Genomic DNA, 16699 nt, shown 5'->3' with positions numbered 1-16699 from the left:
GGTCGTTCGGCCGGTCCCGGACCGGATCAGTAGCGCTCGAGCGGCGGCACGGCCGGGGCGGCGGCACCGGACAGGCCGAGCGTCGCGTCGTACGCCTTCTTCCAGTCGCCGTTGTCCTCGTGGGCCTTCAGCGCGTTGTTGATGGCGTCCCGCAGCACCTTGTCGTCGTGGTTCAGGCCCACGCCGTACTTCTCGGCGGAGAAGGTCTTGCCGACGACCTTGAGCTTGCCGGCGTTCTTGGCGCCGAAGCCCTTGAGGATCGCGTCGTCGGTGGTGACCGCGTCGATCTCGCCGGTCAGCAGCTTGTCGACGCACTGGGCGTAGTTGTCGTACTGGACGACCTTCTTGCCCTCGCCGACGTACTTCTGGATCTGGGTCACCGAGGTGGAACCGGTCACCGAGCAGACGTTCTTGCCCGCGACCGACTCCGGGCCGGTGATGGCAGTGTTGTCCTTCTTCACCAGCAGGTCCTGGCCGGCGATGTAGTACGGGCCGGCGAAGGAGACCGAGGCCTTGCGCTTGTCGTTGATGCTGTAGGTGCCGACGTAGTAGTCGATGCCGCCGCCGCTGATCTCCGTCTCGCGGTTGGCGGAGACGACGGTCTTGAAGTCGATCTGGTCGGGCGCGAAGCCCAGGTCGGCCGCGATCATCTTGGCGATCTCGATGTCGAAGCCGGTGCGGGTGTTGGCGGTGACGTCCTCGAAGCCGAGGTACGGCTGGTCCGCCTTGGCGCCGATGGTGAGCTTGCCCTTGGCCTTGGCCTTCTTCCACACCGGCGAGGCGTCCAGGTTGGCGGACTTGTTCACGGCGTAGGTGGGCAGGGTCGGCGCGGCGGCGTCGGAGCCGGCCGGCGAGCCGTCCTTGCCGCAGGCGGCGACGGCGGTCAGCGCGAGCACAGACAGGGCGGCGGCGATGGTGCGACGAGTCCTCATGAGGGTTGGCTCTCCTCGGTAGTGGCCACCGGACGACCGGGGGCCGGGCTGGACCTTCCGTGACTGCGGCCGGGCACCCCGTCGGGCCCGGCCGCTCTGGGTCGGCGCGCAGAGGGGCGCCGCGGCGTTCAGTGACTCAGGATCTTGGACAGGAAGTCCTTGGCGCGGTCCGTCCGCGGGGCGGTGAAGAACGCGTCCGGGGTGTTCTCCTCGACGATCCGGCCGTCCGCCATGAACAGCACCCGGTTGGCGGCGGAGCGGGCGAAGCCCATCTCGTGCGTGACCACGACCATCGTCATGCCCTCGGCGGCGAGCTGGCGCATGACCTCCAGCACCTCGGTGACCATCTCCGGGTCGAGCGCGGAGGTCGGCTCGTCGAAGAGCATCACCTTCGGCCGCATCGCCAGCGCCCGGGCGATCGCCACGCGCTGCTGCTGGCCGCCGGAGAGCTGCGCCGGGTACTTGTCCGCCTGGGCGCCCACGCCGACCCGCTCCAGCAGCTCGCGGGCGGTGGCCTCGGCCTGGGCGCGCGCGACGCGGCGCACCTTCACCTGGGCCAGGACGACGTTCTCCAGCACCGTCTTGTGCGCGAAGAGGTTGAAGCTCTGGAACACCATGCCGACCTCGGCGCGCAGCCGGGCCAGCTCCTTGCCCTCCGCGGGCAGCGGCCGGCCGTCGATGGTGATGGTGCCCGAGTCGATCGTCTCCAGCCGGTTGATCGTCCGGCAGAGCGTCGACTTGCCGGAGCCGGACGGCCCGATCAGCACCACGACCTCGCCCTGGCGGATGCTCAGGTCGACGTCCTGCAGCACGTGGAGGGCGCCGAAGTGCTTGTTGACGCCGGACAGCACCACCAGCGGAGCGGTTGCGGCCGCGGCATCGGTGACGGCGGTCTCGGTCATCGCGCGGTAGCTCCTCGTCTCTGACCCGGGGTGAACTCCCTCGGGTGGCAGTGCTGGTGGTGCGAAGCGGGTCGGACCGGTGGGTCCGACTGGTGCCGGGGGCCGGAGCCGGCGGAGCCCGCAGCCCCCGGTGGGCCGACCATAGGAGGCCCGACGATGCCATGTCAGTCGATCTGAGCGGAACTTGAGGATCACGATCAGGCCACGCACGGCCGCCGGGGAGTCACCCTGCGCATCGGGACGGGTCCGGACGGCTCCGGGTATCGGCTCGGTAACGGCCCGCGGCCGCGGCCCCCGGCGACCGGCCGTGTGCGGTGCGATGGGCCGGGGCGGCGCGTCCGCCCCGCAGACGCCGGTGTCGCCGCCCCCGGGGCGGACGGCACAATACTCCGAACCGCGTGGCCGTACCGGTCGGGCCGTCCGCCCGGCACACTGGCCGGACAGGCCACCGCGGCAACGGGAGAAATGGGAGGTACCGGATGCGACTGCTGCTCGTCGAGGACGACGACCGGGTCGCCGCCGCGCTCACCGCTGTCCTGGGCCGGCACGGCTTCCAGGTCAAGCACGCGCGCAGCGGGCACGAGGCGCTGGACGCGCTCGTGCCCGACGGCAACGATCCGTTCCGGGTGGTGCTGCTCGACCTCGGGCTGCCGGACCGGGACGGCTTCGAGGTGTGCAGCCGGATCAGGGCCGGCAGCGGCGTCCCGGTGATCATGGTGACCGCCCGGGCCGACATCCGCTCCCGGATCCACGGCCTCAACCTCGGCGCCGACGACTACATCACCAAGCCCTACGACATGGGCGAACTGCTCGCCCGGATCCACGCCGTCTCCCGCCGCGGCCTGCCCGCCGCCCCGGCCGGCCCGGCCGAGCAGGCCGGCGGACCGCTCGCCTCCCGCGGCATCGTGATCGACCGCGAGCGCCGCCGGGTCAGCGTGCAGGGCCGCGACGTGCCGCTCACCCGCAAGGAGTTCGACCTGCTGGCGCTGCTCGCGCAGAGCCCCGGCGTGGTCTACCGCCGCGAGCAGATCTTCAGCGAGGTCTGGCGCAGCGGCTGGGAGGGCAACGGCCGCACCCTGGAGGTGCACATCGGCTCGCTGCGCACCAAGCTCGGCCTGCCCGGCCTCGTCGAGGCCGTCCGCGGCGTCGGCTACCGGCTGATCGCCGAGCAGCCCGCGGACGACGCCGACCGGGCCGCACCGGCCGGGGCCCCGGGCACCGCCGACACGGGCACCACCGGCACGGACACCGCCGGCACCGGCACCGCGGAGCGCTGAGCCCGACGTGCAGAACCGCCTGCTCGGCATCCTGCTCTCCCTGATGGCCTGCGTGCTGGCGGCCCTCGGGCTGCCGCTGGCCGCCGCCGTCGCCGCGGCCGAGCAGAGCCGGGTGGTGGTCGACCGGATCGACGACGCCGCCCGCTTCGCCCAGGACCTGCCGACCCAGGGCCGGGCGGGCTCCGACACCGCCGTCAAGGGCGGCACCGAGCCCGACGCCGGGGACACCACACGGCTGCGCATGCTCGCCCTGGAGGCCTCCCGCTACCACGACCTGTACGGCACCCGGGTCGGCATCTTCCAGCGGGACGGCAGCTCCGTCGCCGTCGCCCCGGTCGGCTGGACGGTGCCCGAGGAGGGTCCCGGCGCGCAGGCCTTCCAGGAGGCGCTGGACGGGCGGCGCAGCCACAACCCGCCGCAGGTCTGGCCGTGGACCCCGGACCGCACCATCACCGTCGCCCTGCCGGTGGTCCGCGACGGGGACGTGGTCGCCGTGGTGATCACCGAGTCGCCGACCGGCCCGATGCGTGCCCGGGTGCTGCACAGCTGGCTGTGGATCGGCGCCGGCGAGGCGCTCGCCATGATCGTCGCCGTGCTGCTCGCCCTCCGGCTGACCGGCTGGGTGCTGCGGCCCGTCCGCACCCTCGACCGGGCCACCCACGACATCGCCACCGGCCGGCTCAACGCACGGGTCGCCGCCAGCGGCGGCCCGCCGGAGCTGCGCCGCCTCGCCCGCTCCTTCAACGACATGGCCGACCACGTGGTGCTCGCCATCGACCAGCAGCGGGCCTTCGTCGCCGACGCCTCGCACCAGCTGCGCAACCCGCTGGCGGCCCTGCTGCTGCGGGTGGAGCTGCTCGGCCTGGAGCTGCCCGAGCGGCACCAGGGGGAGGTCGGCGCCGTCCGCGAGGAGGGCATCCGGTTGGCCCGGGTGCTGGACGACCTGCTGGGCCTGGCCACCGCCGAGCACGCCCGGCCCGAGCCCGAGCCGGTGGACCTCACCGCGCTGGTCCTCGCCCGGGTCGACGCCTGGCGCCCGGTCGCCGACCAGCGCGGCATCGACCTGGCCTGGGACGGCCCCCCGGTCGCGTACGGGCTGGCCGACCCGATCGGTTTCGGCAGCGCGCTGGACGCGGTGCTGGACAACGCCCTGAAGTTCACCCCCTCGGGGCGCCGGGTGGCCGTCGACACGGTGCTGCGCAAGCGCGAGGTCAGCGTGGCGGTGACCGACTCCGGCCCCGGGCTCACCGAGGAGGAGCTCGGCCGGATCGGCGACCGCTTCTGGCGCAGCCCCCGCCACCAGAACGTGGACGGCTCCGGGCTGGGCCTGTCCATCGCCCGCACCCTGCTGCTCGCGGGCGGCGGCTCGCTGGACTTCGCCCCGGCCGAGCCCGGCGGGCTGACCGTGGTGCTGTCGGTGCCGCGCCGCCGCGACTGAGGCCCCGGGCCCGGCGGCGGCCGGGCCCGGGGTCCTGCGGTCCCTCAGGGCTTGATCGAGGTGTAGTACCGCCGGGCGCCCTCGTGCAGGGGCAGCGGGTCGGTGTAGACGGCGGTGCGCAGGTCCACCAGCTGCGCGGCGTGCACCTGGGAGCCGATGGTGTCCCGGCTGTCGATCACCGCCCGGGTCACCCCCTGCACCAGGTCCGGGTCCACGTCGTCGCGGGTGACCAGCAGGTTCGGCACCGCGACCGTCGGCACGGCGGTGCCGGCCGGCTCGGCCTTCGGGTAGGCGTCCTTGGGGATGGTCGCGGCCCGGTACGCGTCGGTGCCGCCGCCGCCCTCCTGCTGGTGCAGCGCCTCGGCGAGGTCGGCCAGCGGCACGATCCGGATCCGGTAGCGCTCCGACAGGTCGGTGAGCGCGGTGGTCGGCAGGCCGCCGGACCAGAAGAACGCGTCGATCCGGCCGTCCCGCAGCTGGTCCGCCGCGTCGCCGACGCCCAGCAGCGCCGGCCGGACGTCCTTGTCGATGTCCAGGCCGGCCGCGGCCAGCAGCTTGCGGGTGACGAGGTTCACGCCGGACTTCTCCTGGCCCACCCCGACCCGCAGCCCCCGCAGGTCGGCCGTCCGCCGCACCTTGGAGTCGGCGGGCACCACCAGCTGCAGGTAGTCGTCGTAGAGCCGGGCGATCGCCCGCAGGTGCCACTTGGACGGGCTGTTGAAGCCCGCCACCGCGTCCGCCGTCGAGATCGCGAAGTCGTCCCGGCCCGCGGCCACCCGCTCCAGGTTGTCCACCGACCCCTGGGAGTTGTCCAGGCGCATCCGCACCCCGGGCATCGCCGTGGAGACGTAGCCCTGCAGCAGCTGCCCGTAGCGGTCGTACACGCCGCGCTGCACGCCGGTCGAGAAGCCGATCTCGCCCTTCGGGTAGCCGGGCGAGGCGTTGGAGGACAGCCACCACCCGGTGAGGGCGCCCGCCACCAGCAGCAGCACCAGGCCGATCGGCACCGGCCGGCGGCGGGCGGTGCGGCGCACGGCGGCACCGAACCGGGCGGGTATCGAGGACTGGGCCATGCAGGGATACTGCCAGGCCGGACGGTCCGGCGGGAGGGCCGTCCCACTGCCCGTACCCTTGCAGGCGTGGGTATGGAGGAGAGCTTGCGAACTTACAAGGTCGTCACGTACGGCTGCCAGATGAACGTCCACGACTCCGAGCGGCTGTCCGGCCTGCTGGAGGAGGCGGGCTACGCGAAGGCCGCCCAGGACGCCGATCCGGACCTGGTGGTCTTCAACACCTGCGCGGTCCGCGAGAACGCCGACAACAAGCTGTACGGCAACCTGGGCCGGCTGGCCCCCGTCAAGCAGCAGCACGAGGGCATGCAGATCGCCGTCGGCGGCTGCCTCGCCCAGAAGGACCGCGACACCATCGTCCGCAGGGCGCCCTGGGTCGACGTCGTCTTCGGCACCCACAACATCGGCCACCTCCCCGCCCTGCTGGAGCGGGCCCGGGTCGAGGAGCGGGCGCAGGTCGAGATCCTCGAGTCGCTGGAGACCTTCCCCTCCACCCTGCCGACCCGCCGCGAGTCCGCCTACGCGGCCTGGGTCGCCATCTCGGTCGGCTGCAACAACACCTGCACCTTCTGCATCGTCCCGGCGCTGCGCGGCAAGGAGGAGGACCGCCGGCCCGGCGACATCCTCGCCGAGGTCGAGGCGCTGGTCGCCGAGGGCGTCGTCGAGGTCACCCTGCTCGGCCAGAACGTCAACTCCTACGGCTCCGACCTGGGCGACCGCGAGGCCTTCTCCAAGCTGCTGCGCGCCTGCGGCGACATCGAGGGCCTGGAGCGGGTCCGCTTCACCTCGCCGCACCCGCGCGACTTCACCGACGACGTGATCGCCGCCATGGCCCAGACGCCGAACGTGATGCACCAGCTGCACATGCCGCTGCAGTCCGGCTCGGACACCGTGCTCAAGGCGATGCGGCGCTCCTACCGGCAGGCGCGCTACCTGGAGATCATCCGCAAGGTCCGCGAGGCCATGCCGGACGCGGCGATCTCCACCGACATCATCGTCGGCTTCCCCGGCGAGACCGACGAGGACTTCGAGCAGACCCTGCACGTCGTCCGCGAGGCCCGCTTCACCAACGCCTTCACCTTCCAGTACTCCAAGCGGCCCGGTACCCCGGCCGCCGAGATGGACGGCCAGATCCCGAAGGCGGTCGTCCAGGAGCGCTACGACCGCCTGATCGCCCTCCAGGAGGAGATCTCCTGGGAGGAGAACAAGAAGCAGGTCGGCCGCCGGCTGGAGATCCTCGTCGCCGAGGGCGAGGGCAAGAAGGACGACCGGACGGACCGGCTCTCCGGCCGCGCCCCCGACAACCGGCTGGTGCACTTCACCCGGCCCGCGGAGGGCGTCCGGCCCGGCGACGTGGTGACCGTCGAGATCACCTACGCCGCCCCGCACCACCTCCTCGCGGAGGGCGCCCCGATCGGCGTCCGGCGCACCCGGGCCGGCGACGCCTGGGAGAAGCGGCAGGCCGCCCCGGCCGCCAAGCCGGCCGGCGTGATGCTCGGCCTCCCGACGATCGGCGCCCCGGTGCCGGCCGCGGCCCCGGCGGGGCCGGGGTGCGGCTGCGACTGACGTTCCCGTCGGGACCCGCGTGCGGCGGAAGGCACGGTCCGTGCCTTCCGCCGCGCGAGGTTCCCCCCCGCCCTTCGGCCGGGAGGTGCCCGCATCCCCCCTCGGGTTCGCCGCGGGTCTCCGGCGGGCCCGTGCCGACTAGAGTGATCGGCATGCTGGTTGCCGCCGCCGTGTGCCCCTGTCCGCCGTTGATCGTCCCGGAGGTGGCGGCCGGTGCCGCGCCCGAGCTCGACGGGCTGCGGGCCGCCTGCGCGGAGGCCGTGGGGGAGCTGCTCGACTCCGGGGCCGAGCTGATCGTCCTGGTCGGGACGGGCCCGAAGGCGCAGGTCTGGACGGAGGGCGGGGCCGGGTCGTTCCGCCGCTACGGGGTGGACCTCGCGGTGCGGCTGCCCGCCGCCGGCGTGTCCGGCCCCGAGCTCGCGCCCTCGCTGACCGTCGGCGCCTGGCTGCTCGCCGAGGCCGGCGCCGCGCTGCCCGCGCACGCCTGCGCCGTCCGCCCCGACACCGCCCCGGACCGCCTGGCCGGCCTCGGCAAGGGCCTGGCCGACCTCGCGGACCGGGTCGGCCTGCTGGTGCTGGGCGGCGGCAGCGCCTGCCGCTCGGTGAAGGCCCCGGGCTACTGGGACGAACGCTCCGAGGCCTACGACGCGGCGGCCGCCGCCGCGCTGGCCGCGGCCGACACCGCCGCGCTGGCCGCCCTCGACCCGCAGCTCTCGGCCGAGCTGCAGGCCGACGGGCGGGCACCCTGGCAGGTGCTGGCCGGCGCCGCGGAGGGCGCGGGCCTGGGCGGCCGGCTGCTCCACGACGAGGCCCCGTACGGCGTGGGCTACCTCGTGGCCTCCTGGCGCTGAGCCCCGGCCCCGGCCGCGCGGGTTCCGCCCGGCGGGGCGCCGCGGTCAGGGGGTCTTGCCCGCGTCCGGCTTGGTCGCGAAGTCGTTGACCATGTGCTTCGCCTTGGCCGTGCCGTGTTCGATCTTCTCGTGGTACTTGTGCTTGGTCGCCTTGTCGACCGCCTGGCCGGTCTTGTCGACGACGTCGTCGATCTTCTCCTCGTGCCGGCCGGTGAGTTCGCTCGCCTTGACCTTGAGCTCGTCGGCCTTGACCTTGAGGCTGTCCTTCAGTCCCATGGCTGGTCTCCTCGTCCGGTGGGGGAGGGCCGGACCCGGCGGGCCGGCGTCCCATTTCCTCCAACGCTCGGATGTGCCCGGTTGTTCTCCCCGGCAAACCGGGTGTAATCGGACAAAACGATACGGGGGTGCGAACTCCGCCGCAGGGTTTGGGAGACTGGGCGGGTGAGCAGCTCCAGCCCCGTCCCCTCCCGCGTCGTCTCCGTCGTCGGCGCCACCGCAGCCGGCAAGTCGGACCTCGCCGTGGCGATCGCCACGGCCCTCGGCGGCGAGGTGGTCAACACCGACTCGATGCAGCTCTACCGGGGCATGGACATCGGCACCGCCAAGCTCACCGAGGAGGAGCGCGGCGGCGTCCCGCACCACCTGCTGGACATCTGGGACGTCACCGAGGCGGCCAGCGTCGCCGAGTACCAGCGCCTCGCCCGCGCCGAGATCGACCGGCTGCTCGCGGCCGGCCGCACCCCCGTCCTCGTCGGCGGCTCCGGCCTGTACGTGCGGGCGGCCGTGGACGAGATGGAGTTCCCCGGCACCGATCCGTCCGTACGCGCCCGACTGGAGGCCGAGCTGGCCGAAAACGGCCCCGGGGTGCTGCACCGCCGACTCGCCGCGCTGGACCCGGCGGCCGCCGAGGCGATCCTGACCGGCAACGGCCGACGGATCGTCCGGGCGCTGGAGGTCATCGAGATCACCGGACGGCCGTTCACCGCCAACCTGCCCGGCCACACCGCCGTCTACGACACCGTGCAGATCGGCGTCCGGGTACCCCGGCCCGAGCTGGACGAGCGGATCGAGCTGCGGGTCGACCGCATGTGGCAGGCCGGACTCCTCGACGAGGTGCGGGAGTTGGAGAAGGCCGGACTGCGCGAGGGACGGACGGCCTCCCGGGCGCTGGGCTACCAGCAGGTGCTGGCCTTCTTCGCCGGCGAGTGCACCGAGGACGAGGCCCGCGCCGAGACCGTCCGCGCCACCCGGCGGTTCGCCCGCCGCCAGGAGTCCTGGTTCCGCCGCGACGACCGCATCCACTGGCTGGACCGCCCGGCCGGCGCCGACCCCGTCGAGCTGCTGGCGCGCTCGCTGGAGCTGATCGGCGCCTGACCCGCGGCCCGTCCGTGGCCCGCCCGGGGGAGTACCCTCCGGGAGTGCCCCCCGAGGACGCCCGGCGCGGCCCCGGAGGCCGCGGGGGCGCTTTCCGGCCATGTCGTTCGTGCAGCTGCGCACGCAACGGCAGGTGCACGACGAACCGGCGGTTACAGCCGGATCACGTCATGGCCACGGATCACCCGGAGACCCGGTACGACGCCCTGTCGGCAACCTTGGACATGCCATCATCGTCAGTACCGGGGGTCGGTCTGCGCGGGCCGGCTCCTCCGTTCACGAGTCCGTGAACTCGTGTCGATCCGTCAGGGGAGGCCGCGTGTCGACGGGTACCGGCCCCGAAACCGAGGAGCTCAGGCAGGGCACCGAGCAGGTGCTGCCCGAGCTCGTGGTCCCCACGTCCTACGCGATCGCACTGCCCGCCATCGAGGACCTCGCCGCCCCCGGCGTCGTGCACGAGCGGGAGATCCGGCCGCGCCGCCGACTGCGCTGGTGGCAACTGCTGCCGATCGTGCTGATGGCCACCTTCGGCTCCCTGATGTTCGCCTTCCCGCTGGCCTTCTCCGGCGACGCCGCCTCCTCGATGATCGGCATGCTCGGCCTGCTGCTCACCGCGGCCTCCGGCGGCTGGGGCGCGATGGCCGCCCGGCGGGCCGGCTACAAGTGGCCGGGCCTGCCCCGGCGCGGCAGCGGCACCCGTGCGAGCTGGCGGGCGATCATGGCCTACACCCTGATCGCGGGCGCGGCCGTGGCGCTGGCCCTCTGGCGGGTCGTCCACCTGCGCGGCTGATCAGTACCATCGGCCCTGTGAGCGCACCCACCGGAACCGGCCTCCCCTTCCTCAAGGGCCACGGCACCCAGAACGACTTCGTGATCGTCCCCGACCCGGACGGCCGCCTCGACCTCGGCCCCGCCGCGGTCGCCCGGCTGTGCGACCGCCGCGCGGGCATCGGCGGCGACGGTCTGCTGCGGGTGGTGCGCTCCGCCGCCGACCCGGCCGCCGCCCACCTGGCCGGCGAGGCCGAGTGGTTCATGGACTACCGCAACTCCGACGGCTCGATCGCCGAGATGTGCGGCAACGGCGTGCGGGTCTTCGCCCACTACCTGGTGCAGGCGGGCCTGGCGGAGCCCGGCGCGCTCGCGGTCGCCACCCGGGCCGGCGTCCGGCGGGTCCGGGTCGCCGCGGCCGCCGCCGACGGCACGCCCGGCGAGGTCACCGTCGACATGGGCCGCGCGCGGCTCCCCGGCCCGGACGGCATCGAGGTCGCGGTGGACGACAGGGTCTGGCCCGCCCGCAACGTCAACATGGGCAACCCGCACGCGGTCGCCTTCGTCGACAGCCTGGACGACGCCGGGCACCTGTACACCGCGCCGCGCACCGCCCCCGAGGGGGTCTACCCGGACGGCGTGAACGTGGAGTTCGTGGTCGACCGGGGCCCGCGGCACGTGGCGATGCGGGTGCACGAGCGCGGCTCCGGCGAGACCCGCTCCTGCGGCACCGGCGCCTGCGCGGTGGCCGTCGCCGCCGCGCGCCGCGACGGGATCGATCCGGCCGTCACCGGCGAGGCCGTCAGCTACACCGTGGACCTGCCCGGCGGCCGGCTGGTGATCGAGGAGTTCCCGGACGGCCGGGTGGAGATGACCGGCCCCGCCGAGATCGTCGCCTCCGGCACCCTGGACCCGGCCTGGCTGGCCGGCCTGCCGGCCTGATCCGCGGCCCCGGCCCGGGGTCCACCAGCTCCTCCCGCCACCCACCCGCCCTTCTTCCGCCCTCCCCGCCCGACGGCCCGTCGGCTCCACACCGGCGGGCCGCCGGCGGGCGTCCGCGGGGCCGTCCGCATGCGGAGGTGTCCGGCGGTCCGTCAGCTCCGGCCGGAGCGCGGTGTTTTCCCGTTCCGGTCGTGGGCGAATCCGCCCGATCGGGTGATCCTGGTCACGGACCGGGAGCATTGCGTCGCGGATCGTGCTGTCCTCGGTAGCATGGACCACCGGGTCGGGAGCCCGCTCCGGTGATCGCTGCCGGAGGTGCGGATGGCCATCGAAGCAGGACCGATCGAGACCGCTCAGCCCGGCGCCGCGTCCAGGCGCCCGCTCGGCCGGCTGAGCCGCAGCGCGCTGACCCGGGCGGGCCGCGCCGCCCTGCTGGCCACCGGCCGCGCCCCCGTTCCGGACGCCATCGAGCCGATCGTGCAGGCGCACCGCCGCCACCATCCGCAGGCCGACCTCGCCCTGCTCGCACGGGCCTACCGGCTCGCCGAGGAGGGCCACCGCGGCCAGACCCGCAAGAGCGGCGAGCCGTACATCACCCACCCGCTCGCCGTCACCATGATCCTCGCCCAACTCGGCGCCGAGACCACCACGTTGGTCGCCTCGCTGCTGCACGACACGGTCGAGGACACCGAGGTGACGCTCGATCAGGTGGCCGCCGACTTCGGGCCCGAGGTGGCCTACCTGGTCGACGGCGTCACCAAGTTGGAGAAGGTGGACTTCGGCGCCGCCGCCGAGGCGGAGACCTTCCGCAAGATGCTCGTCGCCACCGGCGACGACGTCCGGGTGATGGTCATCAAGCTCGCCGACCGACTGCACAACATGCGCACCATCCGGCACATGAAGCCCGCCAGCCGGGTACGGATCGCCAAGGTCACCCGGGACGTCCTCATCCCGCTCGCCGAGCGCCTCGGCATCCAGGTGCTCAAGACCGAGCTGGAGGACATCGTCTTCGCCACCCTCCACCCGGAGGAGTACGCCCGGACGCGCGCCGTGGTCGCCGCGCACGAGGCCCGGCCGGACGAACTGCTGCAGCCCTTCGCCGGGACGCTCGCCCGCCAGCTCGCCGAGGCCGGGGTGCCCGCCGAGGTCACCGTCCGCCCCCGGCACTGCGTGTCGGTGCACCGGGTGATGCTCAAGCGGGCGGCCGCGGCCGGCCCGGACGGCCGGCCGCAGGCCCTGCAGCCGGCGGACTTCGGACGGCTGCTGGTCGTCGTCGAGGAGAACGCGGACTGCTACGCCGTCCTCGGCGAGCTCCACACCTGCTGGACACCGCTGCCCGGTGAGTTCAAGGACTTCGTGGCGGCCCCCAAGTTCAACCTCTACCAGTCGCTGCACACCGCGGTGCAGCTGCCCGGTGGCGAGGTGGCCGAGGTGCTGGTCCGCACCCGGCAGATGCACCGGGTGGCCGAGTTCGGCGTGGTCGCGCTCGGCGACCCGCACCAGCCAGCCGACCGGACGGCCGCCGCGGCGCCGGCCGCGACGGGCACCCCGGCCGGGTCCGGCGCCCCGGCCGGCGGCGACGAACTCGACCGCACCGACCCCGCGAGACCCGGCTGGCTCAGCCGGCTGCTCGCCTGGCAGCAGGAGACGCCGGATCCGGACGCCTTCTGGACGACGCTGCGGGACACCCTCGCCGACGACGGCGAGATCACCGTCGTCACCGAGGAGGGCGACACCCTCCACCTGCCGGTCGGCGCCAGCTGCGTGGACGCCGCCTACCTGCTCGGCGAGGAGACCGGCCACCGATGTATCGGCGCCCGGGTCAACGGCCGGCTCGCCACCCTCTCCACCGTGCTGCGCGACGGCGACATGGTGGCCGTGCTGACCGCCCCGACCGGCGAACCGCCGGGCCCCTCCGCCGACTGGCTGGAGCACGTCCGCACCCCCGCCGCCCGCCTCGCCGTCGAACGCTGGCTGGCCGGTCGCCCGGCCGCCGCGCCGGAGGTGGAGACCGGCCCCGCCGACGGCAGACCGGTGCCCCAACCACTGCCGCACCCCCCGGCGGGCGCCCGCGGCCGCGCCCCGGTCGCCGTGGCCGGCCGTCCCGACACACCCGTCCGACTCGCCCGCTGCTGCACCCCCGTACCCCCGGACGCGGTCACCGGCTACCCGATCCGCGGCGGCGCCGTCGCCGTCCACCGCACCGGCTGCCCGGTCGGCGAGCGGATGCGCGAGGACGGCCGCGGTCCGCTCCGGCTGACCTGGGTCCCCGGCGCCGCACCGCCGAACGGCTACCGGGTCGCCCTGCAGGCCGAGGCGCTGAACCGCCCGCGGCTGCTGGCCGACCTCACCGCCGCCATCTCCGGCGAGGGCGTCGGCATCTTCTCCGCCGACGTCGAGGCCCCCCGCGACCTGCGGGTCCGGCACAGCTACACGATCGAACTGCCCGGCGCCGAGACGCTGCCCGCGGTGATGCGCGCGATGCTGCGCGTCCCCGGCGTGTACGACGTCTACCGGGCCGGCGCGCCCCGCGAGGACGTCGCCGCCGGCCCCGCCGCCGACCCGCCGGACGGTGCCGCCGAGGTGGCCGCGGGGCGAAATGGGGGTGACCCGGCGGACGGCGCCGTGCGACCATCGTGGGGAATGCACGGCCGGTCCGCGGCGTTCTCCGGAGGCAGTAGCTCCGGTGCCGCCGGCGGTCCGCAGGGGTAGCTCGTCCCGCCCGACGGTAGAAGGGGCGGCAGCCGGGCAGACTCCTCGACGCAGTCCGTCTGCGCCGGCCTCCCGACACCGCAAAGGATGAGATGACCTCCACGTTCGACAGCCGCACCCAGACGCGCGAGTCCGCCCGCCGGCTCGCCGACATCAGGGCCGGTGCCCTGATGGACGAGGACCTCGCGGCGATCGACGAGGACCTCGACCACTACGACGGGGAACAGTACGACCGCTCCGAGCGCGCGGCCCTGCGCCGCGTGGCCGGCCTGTCGACCGAGCTCCAGGACGTCACCGAAGTCGAGTACCGCCAGCTCCGCCTGGAGCGCGTGGTGCTCGTCGGCGTGTGGACGGACGGCACGGTCGAAGAGGCCGAGAACTCGCTGGCCGAGCTGGCCGCGCTCGCCGAGACGGCCGGTTCCGAGGTGCTGGACGGTGTGATCCAGCGCCGTGACAAGCCCGACGCGGCCACCTACATCGGCTCCGGCAAGGCGCAGGAGCTGCGCGACATCGTCGCCTCCACCGGCGCCGACACCGTCGTCTGCGACGGTGAGCTCACCCCCGGCCAGCTGATCCACCTCGAGGACGTCGTCAAGGTGAAGGTCGTCGACCGGACGGCCCTGATCCTCGACATCTTCGCCCAGCACGCCAAGTCCCGCGAGGGCAAGGCCCAGGTCTCCCTGGCGCAGATGCAGTACATGCTGCCGCGCCTGCGCGGCTGGGGTCAGTCGCTCTCCCGGCAGATGGGTGGCGGTGGCTCCGGCTCCTCGGGCGGCGGCATGGCCACCCGTGGTCCCGGTGAGACCAAGATCGAGACCGACCGGCGCCGGATCCGCGAGAAGATGGCGAAGCTCCGCAAGGAGATCGCCGACATGAAGAAGGGCCGCGACACCAAGCGCCAGGAGCGCAAGCGCCACCAGGTGCCGTCCGTGGCCATCGCCGGCTACACCAACGCCGGCAAGTCCTCCCTGCTCAACCGGCTGACCGGGGCCGGCGTCCTGGTGGAGAACGCCCTGTTCGCCACCCTGGACCCGACCGTCCGGCGCGCCCAGACCCCGAGCGGCCGGCTGTACACGCTCGCCGACACCGTCGGCTTCGTCCGCCACCTGCCGCACCACCTGGTCGAGGCGTTCCGTTCCACCATGGAGGAGGTCGCCGACGCCGACCTCATCCTGCACGTGGTCGACGGCTCGCACCCCGAGCCGGAGACCCAGCTCGCCGCCGTCCGCGAGGTGATCGTCTCGGTCGAGGCACAGGACGTGCCCGAGATCGTGGTGATCAACAAGGCCGACGCCGCCGACCCGGCGGTGCTGCAGCGCCTGCTGCGCCGCGAGCCGCACGCCATCGTGGTGTCGGCCCGCAGCGGCCAGGGCATCGACGAGCTGCTGCAGCTCATCGACGACGAGCTGCCCCGCCCGGCCGTCGAGGTGCAGGTGCTGGTCCCGTACACCCGCGGCGACCTGGTCTCCCGGGTGCACGCGGAGGGCGAGCTGATCTCCACCGAGCACACCGGCGACGGCACCCTGCTGCACGCCAAGGTGGCGGCCGTGCTGGCCGCCGAGCTGGAGCGCTTCGCCGTGGTGGCCCAGGCCTGACGACGGCGCACCACGAACGGCGCGGGCCCCGCACCCCACCGAGGGGTGCGGGGCCCGCGCCGTTCCCAGGTCACCGCTTCAGGGTGCTCATGTAGTCGAACATCGCCTTCGCCTGTGCGCCGAGCGCCGGGCCGGCCATCCAGGCCGCCGGACGCGGGCCGATCGAGTTGTTGCTGATCAGCGACGGCTTGCCGTTGCGCAGCACGAACCAGCCGCCGCCGCTGGAACCCCCCGTCATGGTGCAGCCGATCACGTACATCGTCGGCCGCTCGGCGTCGAAGGAGAGCCGAGCCGGCTTCACCCGCGAGTCGCAGAACTCCAGCTCCCGGCCGTCGAAGGGCGCCCCCTGCGGGTAGCCGTACGCGGAGACCCCGGCGATCTGGGCGCGCGGCGCGTCGAACCACACCGGCACCGAGCTGCCGACCGCCTCCTCCAGCGAACGGCCGTCGGAGGAGTCCTCGTTGTGCACCCGGAGGATGCCGAAGTCGTACTGGCTGGCGGGGCCGCCGCGCTCGCCGCCCTCCTCCGCCCACTGCGGGGAGACCACCGCGTAGTCGGCCGTCCAGGCACCGTACGGCGCGACCTGCTCGAAGGTCGCCTCGCGGCCCTTCGACGCGGCGCCGGAGCGGTTGTACGAGGGCACGAACGCCATCTTCTTGAACCAGGTGCCGCCCTTGCCCTCGTGCAGGCAGTGCGCGGCCGTCCACACCAGGTTGGACTTGCCGGGGTGCGCCGGGTCGCTGATCACCGTGCCGGAGCAGACCGCGCTGGTCTGCGCGTCCACCTGCATGAAGATCTTGCCCAGCACCGCGGAGGCGGGGGAGTACGGGTGCGGCTGCGCCTTGGCGGGGATCTTCGCCGGCGGCTGCGGGTCGTTCTCCGGAGCGGTCTTCTCGGACTGCAGGGCGGCGTCCTGCGTCTCCATGCCCTGCGCCTTGTCCATCCGGGCCCGGTCCCAGAAGCCCTTGAGCTTCTCCGCGGTGAAGCCGTGCGCACCGGCCCACTTCGCCCAGTCGTCCGTGGTCCAGTTCTTCAGGTTCTTCAGCGCCTCGGTCAGGTCGAGACCGGGCTTGGCGGCGCCCGAGGCCGAGGCCGGCGCGGCCGCGTCGGCGCCGCCGCCGGCCTCCGGGTCGCAGGCGGTCGCGGTGAGGGTGAGCACGGCGGCCGCCGCGGCGGCGGCTGCGGTCCTGCGGAAGGTGGAAGGCATGTCTGTCCCCGTCTGCTGTGTCGATGTTCCGTCGGTCGGCAGCACCGGGGGAGTGCCCCGGGGCC

Annotated in this window: 14 protein-coding genes; 9 read left to right on the top strand and 5 right to left on the bottom strand. The window is 74.0% G+C overall.

The features are described from left to right. Nucleotides 1-26: 26 nt before the first annotated feature. Both AB0442_RS14095 and AB0442_RS14090 read right to left on the bottom strand, forming a co-directional pair. Nucleotides 27-932 (bottom strand): glutamate ABC transporter substrate-binding protein, encoded by a 906-nt coding sequence (locus AB0442_RS14095; protein ID WP_030272562.1) that lies wholly within the window; start codon nt 930-932, stop codon nt 27-29. Nucleotides 933-1060: 128 nt separating this feature from the next. Next, nucleotides 1061-1789: an amino acid ABC transporter ATP-binding protein gene (locus tag AB0442_RS14090; RefSeq protein WP_344623287.1), complete on the bottom strand. Its 729-nt coding sequence runs from the start codon at nt 1787-1789 to the stop codon at nt 1061-1063. A gap of 524 nt (nt 1790-2313) precedes the next feature. Between AB0442_RS14090 and AB0442_RS14085 the strand changes: the two genes are divergently transcribed. Both AB0442_RS14085 and AB0442_RS14080 read left to right on the top strand, forming a co-directional pair. Further along, complete coding sequence (locus AB0442_RS14085) at nt 2314-3111, top strand: response regulator transcription factor (RefSeq protein ID WP_363542351.1); 798 nt, start codon at nt 2314-2316, stop codon at nt 3109-3111. Nucleotides 3112-3118: 7 nt separating this feature from the next. Next, the gene (locus AB0442_RS14080; RefSeq protein ID WP_366162864.1) at nt 3119-4549 is read left to right on the top strand and encodes a HAMP domain-containing sensor histidine kinase; all 1431 of its coding nucleotides are present in this window, start codon (nt 3119-3121) and stop codon (nt 4547-4549) included. Between the two features lie 44 nt (nt 4550-4593). On the opposite strand, the gene AB0442_RS14075 is transcribed toward AB0442_RS14080, so the two are convergent. Continuing rightward, entirely contained in the window at nt 4594-5622 is a 1029-nt protein-coding gene (locus AB0442_RS14075; RefSeq protein WP_366162862.1) for a TAXI family TRAP transporter solute-binding subunit, read from the bottom strand. A 72-nt stretch (nt 5623-5694) separates the two neighbouring features. Between AB0442_RS14075 and miaB the strand changes: the two genes are divergently transcribed. Further along, nucleotides 5695-7185, top strand: a complete 1491-nt coding sequence (gene miaB / locus AB0442_RS14070; protein ID WP_366162886.1) for a tRNA (N6-isopentenyl adenosine(37)-C2)-methylthiotransferase MiaB — start codon at nt 5695-5697, stop codon at nt 7183-7185. A gap of 152 nt (nt 7186-7337) precedes the next feature. Then, on the top strand, nt 7338-8036 hold the full coding sequence (locus tag AB0442_RS14065) for a hypothetical protein (RefSeq protein ID WP_366162861.1): 699 nt from the start codon (nt 7338-7340) through the stop codon (nt 8034-8036). Between the two features lie 45 nt (nt 8037-8081). Here the strand turns inward: AB0442_RS14065 and AB0442_RS14060 are convergent, their stop codons facing one another. After that, a complete protein-coding gene (locus AB0442_RS14060) occupies nt 8082-8312 on the bottom strand; it encodes an antitoxin (RefSeq protein WP_366162860.1) in 231 nt (76 codons plus the stop codon). A 165-nt stretch (nt 8313-8477) separates the two neighbouring features. Here AB0442_RS14060 and miaA point away from each other — a divergent pair, with 165 nt between their 5' ends. From miaA to hflX, 5 genes are all read left to right on the top strand, one after another. Further along, a complete protein-coding gene (gene miaA, locus AB0442_RS14055) occupies nt 8478-9410 on the top strand; it encodes a tRNA (adenosine(37)-N6)-dimethylallyltransferase MiaA (protein ID WP_366162858.1) in 933 nt (310 codons plus the stop codon). Between the two features lie 319 nt (nt 9411-9729). After that, on the top strand, nt 9730-10200 hold the full coding sequence (locus tag AB0442_RS14050; protein WP_363542346.1) for a hypothetical protein: 471 nt from the start codon (nt 9730-9732) through the stop codon (nt 10198-10200). Nucleotides 10201-10217: 17 nt separating this feature from the next. After that, nucleotides 10218-11120 carry a diaminopimelate epimerase gene (gene dapF, locus AB0442_RS14045; RefSeq protein WP_366162856.1) on the top strand — a complete coding sequence of 301 codons (903 nt, stop codon included), beginning with the start codon at nt 10218-10220 and terminating at the stop codon, nt 11118-11120. 321 nt (nt 11121-11441) lie between these two features. Further along, nucleotides 11442-13832: an HD domain-containing protein gene (locus AB0442_RS14040; RefSeq protein ID WP_366162855.1), complete on the top strand. Its 2391-nt coding sequence runs from the start codon at nt 11442-11444 to the stop codon at nt 13830-13832. A gap of 92 nt (nt 13833-13924) precedes the next feature. Continuing rightward, entirely contained in the window at nt 13925-15427 is a 1503-nt protein-coding gene (gene hflX / locus AB0442_RS14035; protein ID WP_366162854.1) for a GTPase HflX, read from the top strand. 70 nt (nt 15428-15497) lie between these two features. On the opposite strand, the gene AB0442_RS14030 is transcribed toward hflX, so the two are convergent. Further along, entirely contained in the window at nt 15498-16634 is a 1137-nt protein-coding gene (locus AB0442_RS14030) for a hypothetical protein (protein ID WP_366162852.1), read from the bottom strand. Between the last annotated feature and the right edge of the window lie 65 nt (nt 16635-16699).

It is taken from the genome of Kitasatospora sp. NPDC085895, from assembly GCF_040702125.1.
GTDB lineage: Bacteria > Actinomycetota > Actinomycetes > Streptomycetales > Streptomycetaceae > Kitasatospora > Kitasatospora arboriphila.
Note: the sequence above shows the minus strand (reverse complement) of the source record. Positions and strands in the feature narration are given on the sequence as shown.